Source organism: Streptomyces sp. NBC_00190, assembly GCF_036203305.1.
GTDB lineage: Bacteria > Actinomycetota > Actinomycetes > Streptomycetales > Streptomycetaceae > Streptomyces.
On the sequence record NZ_CP108131.1, the window covers coordinates 5,674,954 to 5,695,908 of the forward strand.

Genomic DNA, 20,955 nt, shown 5'->3' on the forward strand with positions numbered 1-20,955 from the left:
CAGAGAACAAGGTCGGCGAAACCACGTGGTGCTCTGCCGACTGAGCTACACCGGCTTGACGCCGGTGACGGGACTCGAACCCGCGACCGCCCCATTAACAGTGGAAGTAGGTCTCACCTGCGCACCTGGACAAGGATCACGTTAGGCGCCGGGTCCGGCCGCCGCCACGCAATTACCTCCCGGTCGGACCGTGGCCGCCATCAGCGGCGTCGGCACCATGACCTCGCCGTCGGCGCCCCCGCGCGACAGCGGGACCCGGATGAGCCCGACCATCCGCGGGCGTGCCGACCCGTGGGCCCCGCCCGCGCTCGCGCACCATGAGTACGCAGCCGTCCCGGATGATCACGGCTGCCACCCGCCGCCGCTCCGTCACGCGCCGCTCCGTCACGCGCCGTCCGCGCGCAGCCGGTCCCGGGCCTCCATCAGGGCGAAGCCCAGCAGGTTCAAGCCGCGCCAGCGGGCCGGGTCCAGGGCGCGCTCGTCGTCGGCCGGCAGCCCGATGCCCCAGATCCGGTCCATCGGGCTGGCCTCCACCAGCACCCGGTTCCCGGTGGACAGCAGGTACGAGCGCAGCGCCGGGTCGGAGGCGAACTTGTGCACGCTGCCCTCCACCACGAGCGCGAACCGCTCCCGCTCCCAGATCGCGTCGTCGAAGCCGCGCACGAGCCGCCCGGCCTTCTTCGCCTCGGCCGGAGTGGCCGCCTCGAGCGCGGCGCGCTCGGCCTCCGCGTCCTGGAACAGGCGGGCCTTCCCGGCCATCATCCAGTGCTCAGCCGTGGCATATCGGACATCACCCACAGTGAAGGCGGACGGCCACCACTGGCTGAGGCAGCTCGGCCCGAGCGTCCCGTCGGGCCGCGGGCGGTGCCCCCAGAACGGCAGGAACTTCACCCGCTCACCGTGGCTGACCTGCTTGATCAGCTTGTCGATCATTTCCATGCACGCGAGTCTGACAGTCGCCACTGACACTTCGTACGGGATTTCGGGTGTGCCTCGACACATGGTCGACCGATTCCGTCGCGTAATCAAAAGGCAACAACGGAATCACTTGGCCGAGGGGATGTCCTCTGTCAGGATCGGCACTCAATTCGAGCTGTAGCTCGAACTGTAGCTACGGAGAGCGTGAGAGCGTGATGGGCAACCGCTTCCAGGTCAAGGACCGCTTCGCGGACGGCGCGCAGTACATCGACGGGCGACTCAGGTCCGGCACCTCCGGTCAGTCACACACGGTGGTCGATCCCGCCACCGGCGACGAGGTCCTCACCTACGAACTGGCGAGCACCGCCGACGTCGACGAGGCCGTCGCCGCCGCCAAGAGGGCTTTCCCGGCATGGTCCGGCGCCACTCCCGGGGAGCGTTCGGACGCCCTGCACCGGCTGGCCGCCGTACTGGCCGAGCAGGCGGAGGACTTCGCGTACGCGGAGTCCCTCCAGTGCGGGAAGCCGGTCAAGCTGTCCACGGAGTTCGACGTGCCGGGGACCATCGACAACACGGCCTTCTTCGCGGGTGCCGCCCGCCACCTCCAGGGGCAGGCGGCCGGCGAGTACTCAGGGGACCACACCTCGTACGTACGCCGCGAGGCCATCGGCGTCGTCGGCTCCGTCGCGCCCTGGAACTATCCGCTCCAGATGGCCGCCTGGAAGATCCTCCCGGCGATCGCGGCGGGCAACACCATCGTCCTCAAGCCCGCCGAGCTCACCCCGCTGACCTCGCTGATGTTCGCGCAGGCGGCCAAGGACGCGGGGCTGCCCGACGGCGTGATCAACATCGTCACGGGCGCCGGCCGTGAGGCCGGGGAGCACCTGGTCGGCCACCCCGACGTGGTCATGACCTCCTTCACCGGCTCGACGGCCGTCGGCAAGCGGGTCGCCGAGATCGCCACCGCCACCGTCAAGCGGCTCCACCTGGAGCTCGGCGGCAAGGCCCCCTTCCTCGTCTTCGACGACGCCGACCTGGAGGCCGCCGCGCACGGCGCCGTCGCCGCCTCCCTCATCAACACCGGCCAGGACTGCACCGCCGCCACCCGCGCGTACGTCCAGCGCCCCCTGCACGACGCCTTCGTCGCCCGCGTCGCGGAGCTGATGGAGACCGTCCGCCTCGGCGACCCCTTCGCGGCCACCACCGACCTCGGCCCGCTGGTCTCCCACGCCCAGCGCGACCGGGTCGCCGGCTTCGTCGAGCGCGCCCGCTCGTACGCCACCGTCGTCACCGGCGGCGAGGTCCCGGGAGGTGAGCTCGCCGAAGGCGCGTACTACCGGCCCACCCTCATCACCGGCGCCGCCCAGGACAGCGAGGTCGTCCAGTCCGAGATCTTCGGCCCGGTCCTGGTCGTCCTGCCCTTCGACACCGACGACGAGGGCATCGCGCTCGCCAACGACACCCCCTACGGCCTCGCCGCCTCCGCCTGGAGCCGGAACCTCTACCGGGCCAACCGGGCCACCCGCGAGATCAAGGCGGGCTGCGTCTGGGTCAACGACCACATTCCGATCATCAGCGAGATGCCCCACGGCGGCTACAAGGCGAGTGGCTTCGGAAAGGACATGAGTGCCTACTCCTTCGAGGAGTACACGCAGGTCAAGCACGTGATGTACGACAACACCGCGGTTGCCGCGAAGGACTGGCACCGCACGATCTTCGGGGACCGATAGGAAACCTCCGCCTGACCAGCGGCCCAACATCCCGAAAGGGCAACGCGCATGGAGCAGTTCGAGCCCGACCGCCTCTCGGCGGCGCAACTCGCCGCGATGCGGCGCAGCCTCACCAGCGGGCGCGGCGCCCTCACCCGCCGCTCGCTGCTGCGCGCCTCCGGAGTCGGAGCGCTCACCCTCGGCGGCCTGTCCACCCTCGCCGCGTGCGGCATCCCGCCCGCCAAGCGCGCGGGTGACGCGGCGGCGGCCTCCGACGACCACTCGGCCCAGGAGAAGGAGATCAACTTCTCCAACTGGACCGAGTACATGGACACCAGCGAGGACGAGAAGAGCCGTCCCACCCTGGAGGAGTTCACCAAGCGGACCGGGATCAAGGTCAAGTACACCGAGGACATCAACGACAACGTCGAGTTCTTCGGCAAGATCCGCCCGCAGCTCGCCGCAGGCCAGGACACCGGCCGCGACCTGATCGTCGTCACCGACTGGCTCGCCTCCCGCATCATCCGCCTCGGCTGGGCGCAGAAGCTGGACCCCTCGCACCTCCCGCACGCCTACGCGAACCTGATCCCGCAGTTCCGCACCCCCGACTGGGACCCGGGCCGTTCGTACAGCTACCCGTGGACCGGCATCGACACCGTCATCGCCTACAACACCAAGGCCACCGACGGGAAGAAGGTCGACTCCGTCACCCAGCTGCTCGACGACCCCACCCTCAAGGGCCGGGTCGGCTTCCTCACCGAGATGCGCGACAGCGTCGGCATGACCCTGCTCGACCAGGGCAAGGATCCGGCGAACTTCACCACCGCGGACTTCGACGGGGCGATCGGCCGGCTCCAGAAGGGCGTGGACACCAAGCAGATACGCCGCTTCACCGGCAACGACTACACCGCCGACCTCGACAAGGGCGACCTGGCCGCCTGCCTCGCCTGGGCGGGCGACGTCATCCAGCTCCAGGCCGGCAACCCGGACATCCAGTACGCGATCCCGGCACCCGGCTACATCACCTCCAGCGACAACCTGCTGGTCCCCGCCCACGCCCGGCACAAGGCCAACGCCGAGAAGCTCATCGACTTCTACTACGAACCTGAGGTCGCCGCCCAGCTGGCCGCCTTCATCAGCTACGTCTGCCCGGTCGAGGGCGTCAAGGACGAGCTGGCCAAGATCGATCCCGCCCTCGCGGACAACCCGCTGATCGTGCCGGACAAGGCGATGGCCGCGAAGGCACACTCCTTCCGCTCGCTCAGCAGCGAGGAAGAGACGGCGTACGAAGAGAAGTTCGCCAAGCTGATCGGCGCGTAGCGGTACCCGCCTCGCCGCGAACCCCTCCCTTGACCTCTTCGCCCCACCCAACCCCGGGACCCATCCATGACTGACAAGACCGCGGGCGGCGACGTCCGCCTCGCCGGGATCAGCAAGCACTACGGCACCTTCACCGCCGTGCACCCGCTGGATCTCACCATTCCCCAGGGCTCCTTCTTCGCCCTGCTCGGCGCGTCCGGCTGCGGGAAGACCACCACCCTGCGCATGATCGCCGGCCTGGAGGAGCCCTCCACCGGCACGGTCCACCTCGGCGACCGGGCGGTCACCCACCTGCCGCCGTACAAGCGGCCGGTCAACACGGTCTTCCAGAGCTACGCCCTCTTCCCGCACCTGAACATCTACGAGAACGTGGCCTTCGGCCTGCGCCGCCGCGGCATAAAGTCGGTCAAGAAGCAGGTCGACGAGATGCTGGAGCTGGTCCAGCTCGGCCAGTTCGCCCAGCGCAAGCCGCACCAGCTCTCCGGCGGGCAGCAGCAGCGGGTCGCGGTCGCCCGTGCCCTGATCAACCACCCCCAGGTGCTCCTCCTCGACGAGCCGCTCGGCGCCCTCGACCTCAAGCTGCGCCGCCAGATGCAGCTGGAGCTCAAGCGCATCCAGACCGAGGTGGGCATCACCTTCGTGCACGTCACGCACGACCAGGAAGAGGCCATGACCATGGCCGACACGGTCGCCGTGATGAACGGCGGCCGCGTCGAGCAGCTGGGCGCGCCCGCCGAGCTGTACGAGAACCCGGGCACCACGTTCGTCGCCAACTTCCTCGGCACCTCGAACCTCATCGAAGCCGAGGTCCTGGAGGCGGGCGGCGCCGACGTCGTGGTCAGCTCGGCCGGGACGAAGCTGCGGCTGCCCGGGGCCCGCTGCTCGACCACCCCCAAGGCGGGCGGAAAGCTGCTGGTCGGGGTACGCCCGGAGAAGATATCCGTGGTCCACGCCGACGAGGAGGACACCATCGCGGCCGGCCGCAACAAGGTGCCCGGCCGGATCGCGGCCTCCCCCTTCATCGGCGTCTCCACCCAGTTCGTCATCGACAGCCAGGTCTGCCCCGAGCTGGAGGTGTACGTCCAGAACATCGAGCGGGACGCCCGCCTGGTGCCGGGCGCCGAGGTGGTCCTGCACTGGAACCCGGAGCACACCTTCGGCCTGGATGCCGCCCAGGACATCGACGCGGGCATCGAGACGGTCGAGGAGATCGCGTGACCGGCCCCGCTGTAGAAGCAGCGCCGCCCCAGGCGCCCGCCCCCGCCGGACCCCCGGTGCACAAGCCGTCGGTACGCAAGCGGCTGGTCCCGTACTGGCTGCTGCTCCCCGGCATCCTGTGGCTGCTGGTCTTCTTCGTGCTGCCGATGGTCTACCAGGCCTCCACCTCGGTGCAGACCGGCTCCCTCGAAGAGGGCTTCGAGGTCACCTGGCACTTCCAGACCTACTGGGACGCCTTCACCGAGTACCTGCCGCAGTTCCTGCGCTCCCTGCTGTACGCCGGCACCGCCACCGTGCTGTGCCTGCTGCTCGGGTACCCGCTGGCCTACCTGATCGCCTTCAGGGCGGGCCGCTGGCGCAACCTGCTGCTCGTGCTCGTCATCGCGCCGTTCTTCACCAGCTTCCTGATCCGCACGCTCGCCTGGAAGACGATCCTGGCCGACAGCGGCCCGGTCGTCGCCGTCCTCAACAAGATCGGCTTCCTGGACGTCACGAGCTGGCTCGGCATCACCCAGGGGGACCGGGTGCTGGCCACGCCGCTCGCGGTCGTCTGCGGTCTCACGTACAACTTCCTCCCCTTCATGATCCTGCCGCTGTACTCCTCGCTGGAGCGCATCGACACCCGCCTCCACGAGGCGGCCGGGGACCTGTACGCCCGCCCCGCCACGGTCTTCCGCAAGGTGACCTTCCCGCTGTCCATGCCGGGCGTGGTCTCCGGGACCCTGCTCACCTTCATCCCGGCGAGCGGCGACTACGTGAACGCCGAGCTGCTCGGCTCCACGGACACCCGGATGATCGGCAACGTCATCCAGTCGCAGTACCTGCGGATCCTCGACTACCCGACGGCTGCCGCGCTGTCGTTCATCCTCATGGCCATCGTGTTGATCATGGTCACCATCTACATCCGCCGAGCGGGGACGGAGGACCTGGTCTGATGCGCACCTCCATCGCCTGGCTCCGGCGCAATCTGGTCGTCATCGCGGGCCTCGTCACGCTCGCGTACATGATCCTGCCGAACGTGGTCGTGACCGTCTTCTCCTTCAACAACCCCACCGGGCGGTTCAACTACGCCTGGCAGGAGTTCTCGCTCGACGCGTGGAAGGACCCCTGCGGGGTCGCCGACCTGTGCGGCTCCCTCTCGCTCTCCCTCCAGATCGCCCTGTGGGCCACCGTCGCCGCGACCGCGCTGGGCACCGCCATCGCCTTCGCGATGGTGCGCTACCGCTTCCGGGCGCGCGGCGCGGTCAACTCGCTGATCTTCCTGCCCATGGCCATGCCCGAGATCGTGATGGCGGCCTCACTGCTCGCCCTCTTCCTCAACATGGGCATCCAGCTGGGCTTCTGGACGATCCTGATCGCCCACATCATGTTCTGCCTCAGCTTCGTCGTCGCCGCCGTCAAGGCGCGTGTCCTGTCCATGGACCCGCGGCTGGAGGAGGCCGCCCGCGACCTCTACGCGGGCCCGGTGCAGACCTTCGTACGGGTCACCCTGCCGATCGCGGCACCCGGTATCGCGGCGGGCGCGCTGCTCTCCTTCGCGCTCTCGTTCGACGACTTCATCATCACCAACTTCAACTCGGGCAACACCGTCACCTTCCCCATGTTCGTGTGGGGATCGGCCCAGCGCGGTACGCCTGTGCAGATCAACGTCATCGGCACGGCGATGTTCGTCATCGCGGTGCTGGTGGTGCTCGCCGGCCAGATGGTCGGCAACCGCCGCAAGAAAGCACAACCGAAGTAGTTCGAAAGCACGTCATCAGTTCCGTAGGGAGTTGGAAGCCATGGCCCCAGTCGCCATGCGAAGTGTTGCGAAATCCCTTTCCGAAGCGAAGCCGGTCTCGTACTGGCTGGACGACCCCGGCAAGCCCGCCGCGCAGCCGGCGCTGACCAGCGACGAGCGGTGCGACCTGCTGGTCATCGGCGGCGGCTACAGCGGTCTGTGGACCGCGCTGATCGCCAAGGAGCGCGACCCCGGACGGGACGTCGTCCTGATCGAGAGCAAGGAGGCGGGCTGGGCCGCCTCCGGCCGCAACGGCGGCTTCTGCGCCGCCTCCCTCACCCACGGCCTCGGCAACGGAATGGCCCGCTGGCCGGGGGAGCTCGCCAAGCTGGAGGAGCTGGGCGCCCGCAACCTCGACGCCATCGAGGAGGCGGTCGCCCGCTACGGCATCGACTGCGACTTCGAGCGCACCGGCGAGATCGACGTGGCCACCGAGCCCCACCAGGTCGAAGAGCTGCGGGAACTCCACGAGGAGGCCGGCCGCCTCGGCCTCGCGGGCGGCTCCGAGTGGCTGGAGGGGGACGCGCTGCGCGCCGAGGTCGACTCCCCGACCTTCCTCGCGGGCCTCTGGGACCGTGACGGCGTCGCCATGCTCAACCCGGCGAAGCTGGCCTGGGGCCTCAAGCAGGCCTGCCTCGACCTCGGGGTGCGGATCTACGAGAACACCCGCGGCCTCAAGATGGCCTCGGCCGGTCCGGGGATGACCGTGCAGACCCCGTACGGGACGATCCTCGCGCGCCGGGTCGCCCTGGGCACCAACATCTTCCCCTCGCTCGTCCGCCGCATCCGCCCGTTCACCGTGCCGGTCTACGACTACGCCCTGATGACCGAGCCGCTGGACGAGGCGCAGCTCGCCTCCATCGGCTGGAAGAACCGGCAGGGTCTGGGCGACAGCGCGAACCAGTTCCACTACTTCCGGATCACCAAGGACCACCGGATCCTGTGGGGCGGCTACGACGCGATCTACCCGTACCGGGGGAAGCTCGACTCCGAGTACGACCACCGCCCCGAGACCTACCTCAAGCTCGCGGAGCACTTCTTCACCTGCTTCCCGCAGCTGGAGGGGATCCGCTTCAGCCACGCGTGGGGCGGGGCGATCGACACCTGCTCGCGCTTCTCGGCCTTCTTCGGCACCGCGCACTCGGGGAAGGTGGCCTACGCGGCCGGCTACACCGGGCTCGGGGTGGGCGCCACCCGCTTCGGCGCGGACGTGATGCTGGACCTCCTCGACGGGGTCTCCACTGAGCGCACCCGGCTGGAGATGGTGAAGTCCAAGCCGATGCCGTTCCCGCCCGAGCCCTTCGCGTGGACCGGGATCACCCTCACCAAGTGGTCGCTCGCCCGCGCCGACAGCCGGGGAGGGCACCGCAACCTCTGGCTCAGGACGCTGGACCGCTTCGGCCTCGGCTTCGACAGCTGATCCGCCGAGGCGCACGCCCCCGCCGCACACCCGCCCGCCGGCGTGTGAGCCGCTTCACCACGTCGGAGTAACGGAATCCGCGTCATAGACCCGCCCGGCCCCGCTCTCTCCCGGTGAGAACCCTTCACCGGCACGAGACGAACGGAGGCCGGGCGATGGCGATCCCGGAGGCCAAGACGGCAGTGGAATGGCTGGTATCGGTGGCGCCGGATCCCGAAGCCTGCCGGGCGCGGTGGGAGAGCAACCCCCTCGGGGTCGCCCTGCTGCCCGCCGGCCGGCGCTGGGACGTGCTGATCCTGCCCGGGGAGCTGGGGCAGGCCACCCTCGACGTGCTGGCCCTGCTCCTCGCCCGGCCCGGCCCGGTGCTCGCCGATTTCGGCGACTCGCGGCTGGGCTTTTTCGTGCCTCCGGGCACGGCGTCCCGCTGGGTCGGTACGGGCGTACGGGGCGCCGGGCGCGGGACCTGGATCGTGGTGCCGTATCCCGGCCGGGCCACGGGCGGGGTGCGCTGGCTGGTGCTCCCGGACGGGCAGGGGATGCTCACCGACCCGGTGGTGCTGGAGCTCGCGATGCACGAGGCGGCCGCGCGCGTGGCGGCGGAGGAGGGCCGGACGTCTTGACAAGGGTATTGGTCTGGACCATCTTGGGCTCCTCCCTCGGTCGCCTCCCCCAGACTCCGTCCGGGGGACCCCCAGGGAGGTGCCCCCAGAACCCCTCCATCCCCCCACGTACCGGAGGCAGTTGTGCGCAGAGCCTGGTCCCTCCTCACGGCCGCCGCCCTCGCGGCGGCCGGCTTCCTCGCCGCGGGCCCGCCGGCCGCGGCGGCCGACGCCGACCTCGTACGCAACGGCGGCTTCGAAGCCGGCCTCGACGGCTGGAGCTGCTCGGGCGGCAGCGGAGCCGCCGTCAGCTCGCCCGTGCACGGCGGCGGCTCGGCCCTCAAGGCCACCCCGGCCGGCCAGGACAACGCCCGCTGCTCCCAGACCGTCGCGGTCAAGCCCGACTCGGCCTACACGCTGGCCGCCTGGGTGCAGGGCGCCTACGTCTACCTCGGCGCGAGCGGCACCGGCACCACCGACGTGTCGGCCTGGACGCAGACCCCGGGTGCCTGGAAGCAGCTGACGACCGGTTTCCGCACCGGCCCGTCGACGACCTCCGTCACCGTCTACACCCACGGCTGGTACGGCCAGCCCGCCCACCTCACCGACGACCTCACCCTGATCGGACCCGACCCGGGCGGCGCGGTCCTGCCGCCCGTCGCCCCCACCGGCCTGACGGCTTCCGCCACCTCGTCGAGCACGGCCTCCCTGTCCTGGCCGGCGGTACCCGGAGCCACCTCGTACACCGTCCACCGCGACGGCGCGACGCCCCTGTCCGTCAGCTCCGGCCCGGTGACGGTCACCGGACTCGCCGCGTCCACCACGTACACCTTCCGGGTCAGCGCGGTGAACTCGGCGGGCGAGTCCCCCAAGAGCGCCCCCGTCTCGGTGACCACGACGAGCGGCGGCGGTGGAGGCGGCGGCCTCCCGGCGCACGCGCTCGTCGGCTACCTGCACGCGAGCTTCGCCAACGGCTCGGGCTACCTCCGGATGGCCGACGTGCCCGCCTCCTGGGACGTCATCAACCTCGCCTTCGGCGAACCGACTTCGGTGACCTCGGGCGACATCCGCTTCCGGCTCTGCCCGGCCGCCGAGTGCCCGAACGTCGAATCCCCGGCCGAGTTCAAGGCGGCCGTCAAGGCCAAGCAGGCGGCGGGCAAGAAGGTGCTGATCTCCATCGGCGGCCAGAACGGCCAGGTGCAGCTGTCGACCACGGCCGCCCGCGACACCTTCGTCTCCTCCGTCAGCGCGATCATCGACGAGTACGGCCTGGACGGCCTCGACATCGACTTCGAGGGCCACTCCCTCTCCCTCGCCACCGGGGACACCGACTTCCGCGCCCCCACCACCCCGGGAATCGTCAACCTGATCTCGGCCGTGAAGACCCTGAAGGCCACGTACGGCCCCGACTTCGTCCTGACGATGGCCCCGGAGACCTTCTTCGTCCAGCTGGGCTACCAGTACTACGGCTCGGGCCCCTGGGGAGGCCAGGACCCGCGGGCGGGCGCGTACCTCCCGGTCATCCACGCCCTGCGCGACGACCTCACCCTGCTCCACGTCCAGGACTACAACTCGGGCTCGATCATGGGTCTCGACAACCAGTACCACTCCGTGGGCGGCGCGGACTTCCACATCGCCATGACCGACATGCTGCTCACCGGCTTCCCGGTGGCCGGCGACGCCGCCCGCGTCTTCCCGCCGCTGCGCCCGGACCAGGTCGCCATCGGCCTGCCGGCCACGACGAACGCGGGCAACGGCCACACTCCGCCCGCCGAGGTGAACAAAGCCCTGGACTGCCTGACGAAGAAGGCCGGCTGCGGCGCGTACCAGACCCACGGCACGTGGCCGGGCCTGCGCGGCCTGATGACCTGGTCGGTGAACTGGGACCGCTTCGGAGGCTGGGAGTTCAGCCGGAACTTCGACGCGTACTTCGGGGGCGCGGCCGGCTGACCCGCCCCACCGCCAGCAGCAGCGGGGCGCACACGAGGAGACTGGCCAGCACGTCCAGCGGCCAGTGCCAGCCCCGCAGCACCAGGCCCACGGCCGTCGCACCCGTCAGGACGAGGGCGACGGCCGTCGGCCATGCCCGGCGGGTGTACGGGGCGACGAGCAGCGCCGCCCCGAGGTAGGCGACGGCCGCGGTCGCGGTGTGGCCCGAGGGGTAGTAGCCGGCGGCCCAGGGCTCCAGCGGGCCGGGCCGGGCGGTCCATTCCTTCAGCGGGACGACCAGGGCCGGGACCAGGGCCATGGCCAGGGCCGCGGCCGCGGCGCCGCGCCGGTTGCCGCGCCGGGCGGCGTACGCCACGGCGAGGAGGAGCACGGGCAGGGCGACGGGGACGTTCCCGAGGTCCGAGAGCCGTTCGGTGACGGCGTCGGGGACGCTGCGGACGAGGGCGCGGCTGAGGCGCGCGTCCGGGGACAGCAGTGGCCCCGACACCAGGACCTGCCAGGTGATCAGGGCGAAGGCGGTCAGGCAGAGCGTTGCCTGGACGGCGGCCTTGGAAAGAGTGGCCGGCCGTCCCGGAACAGGGGGGATGGTTCCGGGACGGCCGCCCGGATCGGGTCGCCGCACGCCCCGGGGGGTTTGGGGCGGTCGGCCGTCCGATCGGTGAGGAGTGTGCGCGAACGCATGCCCAGTACGGCGCTGGGGAAGCCCGGCACTGGTGTCGCCCACGGTTTCCCGGGAGCGGGGTGTCTCACTCATCTGCAGAAACCGTACGGCAGCGAAAGGGGGACCGACAGCAGGAACGCGCTCCCGCCATCGGCCCCCCACACGTTCTTCACAGCGCCCGACGATTACCGCCGGTAGCGGTCGAGCGCTGCGCTCGGACGTTCTAACCGTTCGATCAGATGCCCGCGAAAGCGGCCTCGATGATGTCCAGGCCCTCGTTCAGCAGGTCCTCGCCGATGACGATCGGCGGCAGGAAGCGGAGCACGTTGCCGTAGGTGCCACAGGTGAGGACCATCACGCCCTCGGCGTGGCAGGCCTTGGCGAGCGACGCGGCCGCCTCCGGGAACGGGGTCTTGGACGCGGGGTCCTTGACGAGCTCGATCGCGATCATGGCGCCGCGGCCGCGGATGTCGCCGATGATGTCGTACTTCTCCTGCATGGCCGTCAGGCGGGCCTTCATGACGGACTCGATCTTCTTCGCCGCGGCGTTGAGGTCGAGCTCCTTCATGGTCTCGATGGAGCCGAGCGCACCGGCGCACGCCACCGGGTTGCCGCCGTAGGTGCCGCCCAGGCCGCCCGCGTGGGCGGAGTCCATGATCTCGGCGCGGCCGGTCACGGCGGCGAGCGGCAGACCGCCCGCGATGCCCTTGGCGGTGGTGATCAGGTCGGGGACGATGCCCTCGTCCTCACACGCGAACCACTGGCCGGTGCGGCAGAAGCCGGACTGGATCTCGTCGGCGACGAAGACGATGCCGTTGTCGTTGGCGAACTTCACGAGCGCGGGCAGGAAGCCCTTGGCCGGCTCGATGAAGCCGCCCTCGCCGAGGACCGGCTCGATGATGATCGCGGCGACGTTGTCGGCGCCGATCTGCTTGGTGATCTGGTCGATCGCCTGGGCGGCGGCCTCGGGACCGCAGTTCTCGGCGCCGGTGGGCCAGCGGTAGCCGTAGGCGACCGGGACGCGGTAGACCTCGGGGGCGAACGGGCCGAAGCCCTGCTTGTACGGCATGTTCTTCGAGGTCAGCGCCATCGTGAGGTTCGTACGGCCGTGGTAGCCGTGGTCGAAGACGACGACGGCCTGGCGCTTGGTGTACGCACGGGCGATCTTGACGGCGTTCTCGACGGCCTCGGCGCCGGAGTTGAACAGGGCCGACTTCTTGGCGTGGTCACCCGGGGTCAGCTCGGCGAGGGCCTCGCAGACCTCGACGTAGCCCTCGTACGGCGTGACCATGAAGCAGGTGTGCGTGAAGTTCGCGAGCTGCGCGGAGGCGCGGCGCACGACGGCCTCGGCGGAGGCGCCGACCGAGGTCACGGCGATGCCGGAGCCGAAGTCGATCAGGCGGTTGCCGTCGACGTCCTCGATGATGCCGCCGCCCGCACGGGCCGTGAAGACGGGGAGCACGGAGCCCACGCCGCCGGCCACCGTCTCGAGGCGGCGGGCCTGCAGCTCCTGCGACTTGGGGCCGGGGATCGCGGTGACGATGCGGCGCTCCTGCGGGACAGCGGTCATAGAGGGCTCCTGGGGGTGTTTTCGGACGCACTTGTGTCTTTGTCCGCAGGCTAGGCCCGGGGGTGGGGGTACTGCATGCTCCGTTCGGGAGTGGTGCCCGCGTGTCCTTGTCCGTGACGGCCATAGGAAGGATGCGGGACGTGTCCCGCCGGTCATGGCGGTGTACGGCCCCAACGCCCGGGCCGGGCACTAGATTGAGCGCCGCAGCGCACGGCACGGTCAGGGGGCAGGGGTTCATGGACACCGAGGGCACGTACGACGGTCAGGAGACCCGTTCGGGTCGTGTACCGCGACCCGCCGGGCCCCCCGCGCACCCGCCGGCCCTGCCGGGCCTCCCGCCGAAGCCCTCCCACGCGCCGGCGGCCGGGCCGGCGCTGGAGGACTGGCTGCGCCATCCGCGCGCCTCCGACGGGCCGGGCGTCTGGACCTACGGGCACGTGCCGCGGGCCGCCGAGGAACCCGAGGTGACCCCCACCCGCCAGCTGGTCAGCGGAGCGCTGATCGCCCTGCTGGCCGGGCTGCTCCTGTGGTCCCTGCTGTGGAACGGCTACCTCGGCGGGTTCTGGCTCTGGCCCCTCTACATGTTCACGCCCGACTCCTGGGCGGGGACGCTCCCGTCCGTCGTGGCCTCGTACGTCTGGTACGCCCTGGTCGCCGCCACCCTGACCATCGGCTTCGGGCGCCTCGGCCGCTGGCCCGAGCTGGGCCGCAGGCTGCTCGCCAGCCGCGCCGTCCGCGCCGTGCACGCCTTGCAGACCGCCGCCCCGGTCCGCCCCGAGGCGGGGGGCGCCGACGACCCCGCGCGCTGGCCGCAGTTGCGGGGTGCCGGGCTGGGGGACGCGGCCGAACGGCTCGAAGGGGAGGCCGGGGCCGGGCGGATGAACGACGTGGACTACGCGCGGATCCGACGGGCGTGGGAGTCCGTGTGCGCCGACCCGTCCCGGCTCCGGGCGTTCGCCGAGGCCGTGCGCGACAAGGGCGCCGGGGCCTGCGTACACCCGTCCGGGGAGCGGGACCTGCCCGTGCGCGCCGCCCGGCACGACCTGCTGGCCCGGCAGGTGCTGCTCGGCACCGTCGAGGACGGCCGGCGCAACCCGTACGCCCGCCGCGGTACCTCGCTCGCGCTCGACCCCGAGGTCCTCGGGACCTCGCTGCTCGCCGTCGGGCCCTCGGGATCCGGCAAGACCGGCCGGCTGGTGCGGCCCGTCGTCGAGTCCCTCGCGCTGCAGGCGCTCGCCGGCCAGGCCGCCGTCGTCGCCGTCGGCGCGGCCGGGGCCCGGCTCGGGCCGGACGCCGCGTACGACGTCGTGGTCCGCGTCGGCGACCCCGACTCCGTCTACGACCTCGACCTCTACGGCGGCGCGACGGACCCCGACGAGGCCGCCACCCTGCTCGCCGAGGCCTTCGTCGGAGACGTGCAGGGGATCGAGGTGCGCCGGGCCGCGACCGCCCTCGCCCAGCTGCTGGGGCCCTTCCGGGCGGCGTACGGGCGCTTCCCCGCCGTGGCCGAACTGCGCGAGCTGCTCGACCAGATGCCGGACGCCTTCGGCGAGCTGCGCCGGGACCTGGCCGACGCCGGCCTGCACACGATGCTCCGCGAACTCGACGCCCGGGAACGGCAGCACGGGGCTCCCGCGGACCCCGGACCGGCTCTCGCCGACCGCGTGGCCCTGCTCGACCGGCCCGCCTTCGCCGGGTTCTTCGACACCACCGGCCAGGGCCGGCCGTTCTCGCTGCGCACCCTCGAACACCCGATCCGGGTCCGCGTCGACCTGCCCGAGCGGGGACACGCCGACGCCTCGCGGATGCTGGCCCGGCTGCTGCTCGCGCAGTTCAACGCCGCCGCGGCCGCCCGCGCCGACCGCTCCCTCTTCGCCTTCCTCGCCTTCGACGACGCCTCGCACACCCTGACCGCGCAGACCGTCCGGGGCGTGCAGCGGCTGCGCTCGGCGAACGCCGGAGTCCTGCTCACGCTGCGCTCGCTGGACGACGTACCGGAGGAGCTGCGGACCCCGCTGCTCGGTGCGGTCGGCTGCCGGATGGCCTTCTCCGGGGTCACCACCTGGGACGGCAAGCGGTTCGCCGAGACCTGGGGCACCGAATGGGTGGAGACGCGCGACGTCACCCACCGCACCGTCTTCGCCGACCAGCCGCTGACCCGGGCGATCCACGCCTTCCGCAAGCTCGTCACCGGCAAGGCCGTCACCACCGACGCGGTCACCGTGCGGCAGGTGGAGCGGGAGCGGTGGTCCGCCTCGGACCTGGCGCACGACGTGCCGCCGGGGTACGCGGTGCTGTCGCTGACCTCGGTCCGGGGGGAGCGGGCGGCTCCGCTGCTGGTCCGGCTCGGCGGAACCGCCTGAACGGACCCGTACGAGGTGGCAGAATCGAGGGGAGCCGTTCGTACGACACGGCGAAAAGTGGACGCGGCTCCTCCTGCTGCCCTTCTGTCCTTCCCCTTCCGCCGCCCCCTCCCGCTAAGGCCTCCGGTAACCGATGCCGCTCACCCTCGCCTCGCTCGTCCAGCACTCGGCCCTCAAGCTCAGCGTCCGGGCGGGGGAGGGTCGCCTCGACACCCCCGTGCGCTGGGCCCACGTCAGCGAGCTCGCCGACCCCGTGCCCTACATGGAGGGCGGGGAACTGCTCCTGATCACCGCGATGAAGCTGGACGCGGAGGACCCGCAGGAGATGGTCCGCTACGTACGCCGCCTCGCCGCGGCCGGGGTCGTCGGCATCGGCTTCGCCGTCGGCGTGAACTACGAGGCGATCCCGGAGGCGCTGGTCGAGGCGGCGCGCGGCGAGGACATGCCGCTGCTGGAGGTCCCGCGGCGGACCCCGTTCCTCGCCATCAGCAAGGCCGTCTCCGCCGCACTCGCGGCCGACCAGTACCGGGCCGTGACCGCCGGCTTCGAGGCGCAGCGGGAGCTGACGCGCGCCGCGCTCGCCGCCGACGGGCCCGCCGAGCTGCTGTCGAAGCTGGCCGCGCACGTGCACGGCTGGGCCGCGCTGTACGACACCTCGGGCGCGGTCGTCGCGGCCGCCCCCGACTGGGCCGCTCGGCGCGCCGCCCGGCTCACCCCGGACGTGGAGCGGCTGCGGGAGCGGCCCGCGCCGGCGAGCGCCGTGGTCGGCGGCTCGGAGGACCGGGTCGAGCTGCAGTCCCTGGGCACGGGCCGGCGGGCGCGAGGCGCGCTCGCCGTCGGCACCGGGGCCCCGCTGGGCACGGCCGAGCGGTACGCGGTCCACTCCGCGGTCGCGCTCCTGACCCTCACCACCGAGCGCTCGCGCTCGCTGCACGACGCCGAGTCCCGGCTGGGGGCGGCGGTGCTGCGGATGCTGCTGGCGGGGGAGGCGGAGCACGCGCGGGCGGTGGCCGGGGACCTGTACGGGGCCCTGCTGGAGGCCCCGTTCCGGCTGATCGCGGCCGAGCCGGCGCTGCCGGGCACCGCGCAGCCCGAGGGTCTGGCCCTGCTGGCCGACACCGTGGAGTCGGCGGCCGCCCGCACCGGCGAGCCGCTGCTCGTGGTCCCGGAGCCGGGCCGGCTCGTCGTCCTGGCCGCCGACGGGGGCTCGGCCGTACAGGCGTGCCTGGACCACGCGGAGGCGCTGGAGGCGCGGCGCGGCCGGGACGCCGCAGGTCCGGAGCCGGACGAACTCGTCGTCGGCCTGTCCGCGCCGGCCGGCCCGGGTGCCGTGGCGGCGGCCCTGAAACAGGCCGACCAGGCCATGGCCGTGGCCCGGCGTCGGGGACGGCCGCTGGTGGAGCACGAGGAGATGGCGGCGGGCTCGGTCCTGCCGCTGCTGGCCGACGACGCCGTACGCGCCTTCGCGGACGGCACGCTGCGCGCGCTTCGGGAGCACGACGAGACGGGTCGCGGCGACCTGGTGGCCTCGCTGCAGGCCTGGCTCTCCCGGCACGGCCAGTGGGACGCGGCCGCCGCCGACCTCGGCGTGCACCGGCACACCCTGCGCTACCGGATGAAGCGGGTCGAGGAGATCCTCGGCCGCTCCCTGGACGACCCGGACGTCCGCATGGAGCTGTGGCTCGCCCTGAAGGCGTCCCCGGCCCCGTCGTAGCCACCGCCCCAGCAGGCGGCCCACGGGTGCGACAGTGACAAACCGGCGCGGCCCGGACCGCAGGTACTACACCCCGGCTAAACGCCGAATCCACGGCCGGGTCCTACGGTGGAGGGGACAACGACCCGCCCCCAGCCACCGCTGGGCGGTGCCCCAGCACACATTCGAAGGGCCGGGATTCGCATGACTTCCACCCACGCCTTCTGGCTCGCCGGCCGCCAGGCCACCGGCGAGGACAGCTTCGACGTCCACTCCCCGTGGGACGGCCGGCTGGTCGGCACGGTCAGCGTGCCCACCGACGCCCAGGTCGAAGAGGCCGTGGCCGCGGCGCACGCCGTGACGGCGGAGTTCTCCGCGAGCCCCGCCCACGTGCGCGCCGCCGCCCTGGACCACGTGTCCAAGCGGCTCGCCGAGCGCACGGAGGAGATCGCCCAGCTGATCTCCGCCGAGAACGGCAAGCCGATCAAGTGGGCCCGCGGTGAGGTCGGCCGTGCGGTGTCCGTGTTCCGTTTCGCCGCCGAAGAGGCCCGCCGCTTCAACGGCGGAGAGGCCCAGCGCCTCGACACCGACGCCGGTGGCGTCGGCCGTCTCGCCCTGACGCGCCGCTTCGTCAAGGGCCCGGTCCTCGGCATCGCGCCGTTCAACTTCCCGCTGAACCTGTGCGCCCACAAGGTGGCCCCGGCCATCGCCGTCGGCGCGCCGATCATCCTCAAGCCCGCTCCGGCCACGCCGCTGTCCGGCCTGATCCTGGGTGAGCTGCTCGCCGAGACCGACCTCCCGGCCGGCTCCTGGTCGGTCCTGCCGGTCGCGAACGAGAAGATGCCCGCCCTGGTCAAGGACGAGCGCCTCCCCGTCATCTCCTTCACCGGCTCCGACACCGTCGGCTACGCCATCCAGCAGTCCGTGCCGCACAAGCACTGCACGCTGGAGCTCGGCGGCAACGCCGCGGCCGTCGTCCTCGCCGACTGGGCCTCCGAGGCCGACCTCGACTGGGCCGCGACCCGTATCGCGACCTTCTCGAACTACCAGGCCGGCCAGTCCTGCATCTCGGTGCAGCGCGTGATCGCCGATGCCTCCGTCTACGACACCCTCGTCGACAAGGTCGTCGCGAAGGTCCAGGCGCAGGTCACCGGTGACCCGTCCGACTCCGCCACCGACGTCGGCCCCCTCGTCTCCGAGGACGCCGCCAAGCGCGTCGAGTCCTGGGTCGACGAGGCCGTGTCCGGCGGAGCCAAGCTGCTCACCGGTGGCAAGCGCGAAGGTGCCTCGTACGAGCCCACCGTCCTGGCGGACGTCCCGGCCGGCGTGAAGCTCGCCACCGAGGAGGTCTTCGGACCGGTACTGACGCTGCAGAAGGTCGAGGGCACCGACGAGGCCTTCGCCGCGGTGAACGACTCGAAGTTCGGTCTGCAGACCGGCGTCTTCACCCGCGACATCCAGACCGCGTTCCGCGCCCACCGTGAGCTCGAGGTCGGCGGCGTGGTCGTCGGCGACGCGCCGTCCTACCGCGCCGACCAGATGCCGTACGGCGGCGTCAAGCAGTCCGGTGTGGGCCGTGAGGGTGTCCGCTACGCGATGGATGACTACACGTACGAGCGAGTCCTGGTCCTGACCGGCCTCGACATCTGATCTCGTACGGCCAAAAAGCCGACGGCCGGAGCCCACTGTGCGGGGGCTCCGGCCGTTCCTCTTTTCCCGAGGGCGCGAACGGGGTACGACTCACAGGTAGCACCGGCTGGTAGTCCGGTGCACCACCCGACTCCGGCGGCGAGGTGAGCCCCCTCATGTCCGCAACACAACCCGTACAGCCCAAGGTGACCGAGCGCGAGGCACGGCAGGTCGCGGAAGCGGCCCGGGAGCAGGACTGGCGCAAGCCCAGCTTCGCCAAGGAGCTCTTCCTCGGCCGGCTGCGGCTGGACCTGATCCACCCCCATCCGCTGCCCGCCGACGAGGACGTCCGGCGCGGCGAGGCCTTCCTGGCCAGGCTGAGGGCCTTCTGCGAGACGCAGATCGACGGTGCGCGCATCGAGCGCGAGGCGAAGATCCCCGACGAGACCGTGCGCGGGCTGAAAGAGCTCGGCGCCCTCGGCATGAAGATCGAACCCAAGTACGGCGGCCTCGGCCTCACCCAGGTCTACTACAACAAGGCGCTCGCCCTCGTCGGCTCCGTCAGCCCGGCCATCGGCGCCCTGCTCTCCGCCCACCAGTCCATCGGCGTCCCCCAGCCGCTGAAGATCTTCGGTACGCAGGAGCAGAAGGACACCTACCTGCCGCGCTGCGCCACCACCGCCATCAGCGCCTTCCTGCTCACCGAGCCGGACGTGGGCTCCGACCCGGCGCGCCTGGCCACCACGGCGGTCCCGGACGGCGAGGACGCCTACCTCCTCGACGGCGTGAAGCTGTGGACCACCAACGGGGTCGTGGCCGACCTCCTCGTCGTCATGGCCCGCGTCCCCAAGAGCGAGAACCACCGCGGCGGGATCACCGCCTTCGTCGTGGAGGCCGATTCCCCGGGGATCACCGTCGAGCACCGCAACGCCTTCATGGGCCTGCGCGGCCTGGAGAACGGCGTCACGCGCTTCCACCAGGTCAAGGTGCCGGCGGCCCAGCGCATCGGCGCCGAGGGGGCCGGCCTCAAGATCGCGCTCACCACCCTCAACACCGGCCGGCTGTCGCTGCCCGCCATGTGCGTGGGCGCCGGGAAGTGGTGCCTGAAGATCGCCCGCGAGTGGTCCGGCGTACGCGAGCAGTGGGGCCGGCCCGTCGCGCGGCACGAGGCCGTGGGCGCCAAGATCTCCTTCATCGCCGCCACCACCTTCGCCCTCGAAGCGGTGGTCGACCTGGCCTCCCAGATGGCCGACGAGGACCGCAACGACATCCGCATCGAGGCTGCCCTCGCCAAGCTCTTCGGCTCCGAGATGGCCTGCCTGATGGCCGACGAGCTGGTCCAGATCCGCGGCGGCCGCGGCTTCGAGACGGCCGAGTCCCTGGCCGCCCGCGGCGAGCGCGCCGTGCCCGCCGAGCAGATGCTGCGCGACCTGCGGATCAACCGGATCTTCGAGGGCTCCACCGAAATCATGCACCTGCTGATCGCCCGTGAGGCCGTCGACGCCCACCTGTCGGTCGCGGGCGACCTCATCGACCCGGACAAGGCACTCGGCGACAAGGCGAAGGCGGGCGCCCGCGCCGCCGGGTTCTACGCCCGCTGGCTGCCCCAGCTGGCCGCCGGCGCCGGCCAGGTCCCCGGCACCTACCGGGCCTTCCACCCGAGCGGTCACCCCGACCTCGCCACCCACCTGCGCTATGTGGAGCGCTGTGCCCGCAAACTCGCCCGCTCGACCTTCTACGCGATGTCGCGATGGCAGGGCCGGATGGAGACCAAACAGGGCTTCCTCGGCCGGATCGTCGACATCGGCGCCGAGCTCTTCGCGATGAGCGCGGCCTGCGTCCGCGCCGAGCACCTGCGCGCCGACGGGGAACACGGCCGCGAGGCCTACCAGCTCGCCGACGTCTTCTGCCGGCAGTCCCGGATCCGCGTCGAGGAGCTCTTCGGCCGGCTCTGGTCCAACACCGACGAGATCGACCGCAAGGTCGTCGAGGGCGTCCTGTCCGGCACCTACACCTGGCTGGAGGAAGGCGTCATCGACCCCTCCGGTGACGGCCCCTGGATCGCGGACGCCGCACCCGGTCCCTCCACCCGGGAAAACGTGCACCGTCCCATCCGCTGACCTGC

General features: G+C 71.7%; 15 protein-coding genes and 1 tRNA gene. 12 read left to right on the plus strand and 4 right to left on the minus strand.

Features of this window, described 5'->3' with window-relative positions; all coding sequences use genetic code 11:
- Positions 1 to 59: 59 nt before the first annotated feature.
- Positions 60 to 121 (minus strand) — tRNA-Ser (locus OG429_RS27485).
- 263 nt (positions 122 to 384) lie between these two features.
- The gene (locus OG429_RS27490) at positions 385 to 939 is read right to left on the minus strand and encodes an NADAR family protein (RefSeq protein ID WP_328927917.1); all 555 of its coding nucleotides are present in this window, start codon (positions 937 to 939) and stop codon (positions 385 to 387) included.
- A gap of 194 nt (positions 940 to 1,133) precedes the next feature.
- On the opposite strand from OG429_RS27490, the gene OG429_RS27495 reads away from it, so the two are divergent.
- The 8 genes from OG429_RS27495 (at position 1,134) to OG429_RS27530 (ending at position 10,914) form a co-directional block, all read left to right on the plus strand.
- Positions 1,134 to 2,648, plus strand: coding sequence for a gamma-aminobutyraldehyde dehydrogenase (locus OG429_RS27495; RefSeq protein ID WP_328930444.1), 1,515 nt, complete (start codon positions 1,134 to 1,136; stop codon positions 2,646 to 2,648).
- Positions 2,649 to 2,696: 48 nt separating this feature from the next.
- Positions 2,697 to 3,947: a polyamine ABC transporter substrate-binding protein gene (locus OG429_RS27500; protein WP_328927918.1), complete on the plus strand. Its 1,251-nt coding sequence runs from the start codon at positions 2,697 to 2,699 to the stop codon at positions 3,945 to 3,947.
- A gap of 66 nt (positions 3,948 to 4,013) precedes the next feature.
- On the plus strand, positions 4,014 to 5,165 hold the full coding sequence (locus OG429_RS27505) for an ABC transporter ATP-binding protein (protein ID WP_328927919.1): 1,152 nt from the start codon (positions 4,014 to 4,016) through the stop codon (positions 5,163 to 5,165).
- Positions 5,162 to 6,100 (plus strand): ABC transporter permease, encoded by a 939-nt coding sequence (locus tag OG429_RS27510; protein WP_328927920.1) that lies wholly within the window; start codon positions 5,162 to 5,164, stop codon positions 6,098 to 6,100. The genes OG429_RS27505 and OG429_RS27510 overlap by 4 nt, the downstream gene beginning before the upstream one ends.
- The gene (locus OG429_RS27515) at positions 6,100 to 6,906 is read left to right on the plus strand and encodes an ABC transporter permease (protein ID WP_328927921.1); all 807 of its coding nucleotides are present in this window, start codon (positions 6,100 to 6,102) and stop codon (positions 6,904 to 6,906) included. Before OG429_RS27510 ends, OG429_RS27515 begins: the two co-directional genes overlap by 1 nt.
- Before the next feature lie 40 nt (positions 6,907 to 6,946).
- Positions 6,947 to 8,365 carry an NAD(P)/FAD-dependent oxidoreductase gene (locus OG429_RS27520; protein ID WP_328927922.1) on the plus strand — a complete coding sequence of 473 codons (1,419 nt, stop codon included), beginning with the start codon at positions 6,947 to 6,949 and terminating at the stop codon, positions 8,363 to 8,365.
- A gap of 155 nt (positions 8,366 to 8,520) precedes the next feature.
- On the plus strand, positions 8,521 to 8,985 hold the full coding sequence (locus OG429_RS27525; RefSeq protein WP_405678283.1) for a hypothetical protein: 465 nt from the start codon (positions 8,521 to 8,523) through the stop codon (positions 8,983 to 8,985).
- A gap of 123 nt (positions 8,986 to 9,108) precedes the next feature.
- Positions 9,109 to 10,914, plus strand: coding sequence for a chitinase (locus OG429_RS27530; RefSeq protein ID WP_328927923.1), 1,806 nt, complete (start codon positions 9,109 to 9,111; stop codon positions 10,912 to 10,914).
- Here OG429_RS27530 and OG429_RS27535 read toward each other — a convergent pair.
- Together OG429_RS27535 and gabT are read right to left on the minus strand one after the other, a co-directional pair.
- Complete coding sequence (locus OG429_RS27535) at positions 10,871 to 11,668, minus strand: phosphatase PAP2 family protein (RefSeq protein WP_328927924.1); 798 nt, start codon at positions 11,666 to 11,668, stop codon at positions 10,871 to 10,873. The genes OG429_RS27530 and OG429_RS27535 overlap by 44 nt on opposite strands.
- Positions 11,669 to 11,810: 142 nt before the next feature.
- On the minus strand, positions 11,811 to 13,145 hold the full coding sequence (gabT, locus tag OG429_RS27540) for a 4-aminobutyrate--2-oxoglutarate transaminase (protein ID WP_328927925.1): 1,335 nt from the start codon (positions 13,143 to 13,145) through the stop codon (positions 11,811 to 11,813).
- A gap of 236 nt (positions 13,146 to 13,381) precedes the next feature.
- Between gabT and OG429_RS27545 the strand changes: the two genes are divergently transcribed.
- The 4 genes from OG429_RS27545 (at position 13,382) to OG429_RS27560 (ending at position 20,950) form a co-directional block, all read left to right on the plus strand.
- Positions 13,382 to 15,508 carry an ATP-binding protein gene (locus tag OG429_RS27545; protein WP_328927926.1) on the plus strand — a complete coding sequence of 709 codons (2,127 nt, stop codon included), beginning with the start codon at positions 13,382 to 13,384 and terminating at the stop codon, positions 15,506 to 15,508.
- 133 nt (positions 15,509 to 15,641) lie between these two features.
- Positions 15,642 to 17,222, plus strand: a complete 1,581-nt coding sequence (locus OG429_RS27550) for a PucR family transcriptional regulator (protein ID WP_328927927.1) — start codon at positions 15,642 to 15,644, stop codon at positions 17,220 to 17,222.
- 183 nt (positions 17,223 to 17,405) lie between these two features.
- On the plus strand, positions 17,406 to 18,851 hold the full coding sequence (locus OG429_RS27555; RefSeq protein ID WP_328927928.1) for an aldehyde dehydrogenase family protein: 1,446 nt from the start codon (positions 17,406 to 17,408) through the stop codon (positions 18,849 to 18,851).
- Positions 18,852 to 19,006: 155 nt separating this feature from the next.
- Complete coding sequence (locus OG429_RS27560) at positions 19,007 to 20,950, plus strand: acyl-CoA dehydrogenase family protein (RefSeq protein WP_328927929.1); 1,944 nt, start codon at positions 19,007 to 19,009, stop codon at positions 20,948 to 20,950.
- The last annotated feature ends 5 nt before the right edge of the window (positions 20,951 to 20,955 follow it).

Excerpts from the sequence above, each read along its gene's own strand:
- OG429_RS27495 (WP_328930444.1), top strand. The coding sequence starts at position 1,134 with ATGGGCAACCGCTTCCAGGTCAAGGACCGCTTCGCGGACGGCGCGCAG.
- OG429_RS27550 (WP_328927927.1), top strand. The coding sequence starts at position 15,642 with ATGCCGCTCACCCTCGCCTCGCTCGTCCAGCACTCGGCCCTCAAGCTC.
- OG429_RS27560 (WP_328927929.1), top strand. The coding sequence starts at position 19,007 with ATGTCCGCAACACAACCCGTACAGCCCAAGGTGACCGAGCGCGAGGCA.
- OG429_RS27520 (WP_328927922.1), top strand. The coding sequence starts at position 6,947 with ATGGCCCCAGTCGCCATGCGAAGTGTTGCGAAATCCCTTTCCGAAGCG.
- OG429_RS27535 (WP_328927924.1), bottom strand. The coding sequence starts at position 11,668 with ATGAGTGAGACACCCCGCTCCCGGGAAACCGTGGGCGACACCAGTGCC.
- OG429_RS27525 (WP_405678283.1), top strand. The coding sequence starts at position 8,521 with ATGGCGATCCCGGAGGCCAAGACGGCAGTGGAATGGCTGGTATCGGTG.
- OG429_RS27545 (WP_328927926.1), top strand. The coding sequence starts at position 13,382 with ATGGACACCGAGGGCACGTACGACGGTCAGGAGACCCGTTCGGGTCGT.
- OG429_RS27490 (WP_328927917.1), bottom strand. The coding sequence starts at position 939 with ATGGAAATGATCGACAAGCTGATCAAGCAGGTCAGCCACGGTGAGCGG.
- gabT (WP_328927925.1), bottom strand. The coding sequence starts at position 13,145 with ATGACCGCTGTCCCGCAGGAGCGCCGCATCGTCACCGCGATCCCCGGC.
- OG429_RS27500 (WP_328927918.1), top strand. The coding sequence starts at position 2,697 with ATGGAGCAGTTCGAGCCCGACCGCCTCTCGGCGGCGCAACTCGCCGCG.
- OG429_RS27555 (WP_328927928.1), top strand. The coding sequence starts at position 17,406 with ATGACTTCCACCCACGCCTTCTGGCTCGCCGGCCGCCAGGCCACCGGC.
- OG429_RS27505 (WP_328927919.1), top strand. The coding sequence starts at position 4,014 with ATGACTGACAAGACCGCGGGCGGCGACGTCCGCCTCGCCGGGATCAGC.
- OG429_RS27515 (WP_328927921.1), top strand. The coding sequence starts at position 6,100 with ATGCGCACCTCCATCGCCTGGCTCCGGCGCAATCTGGTCGTCATCGCG.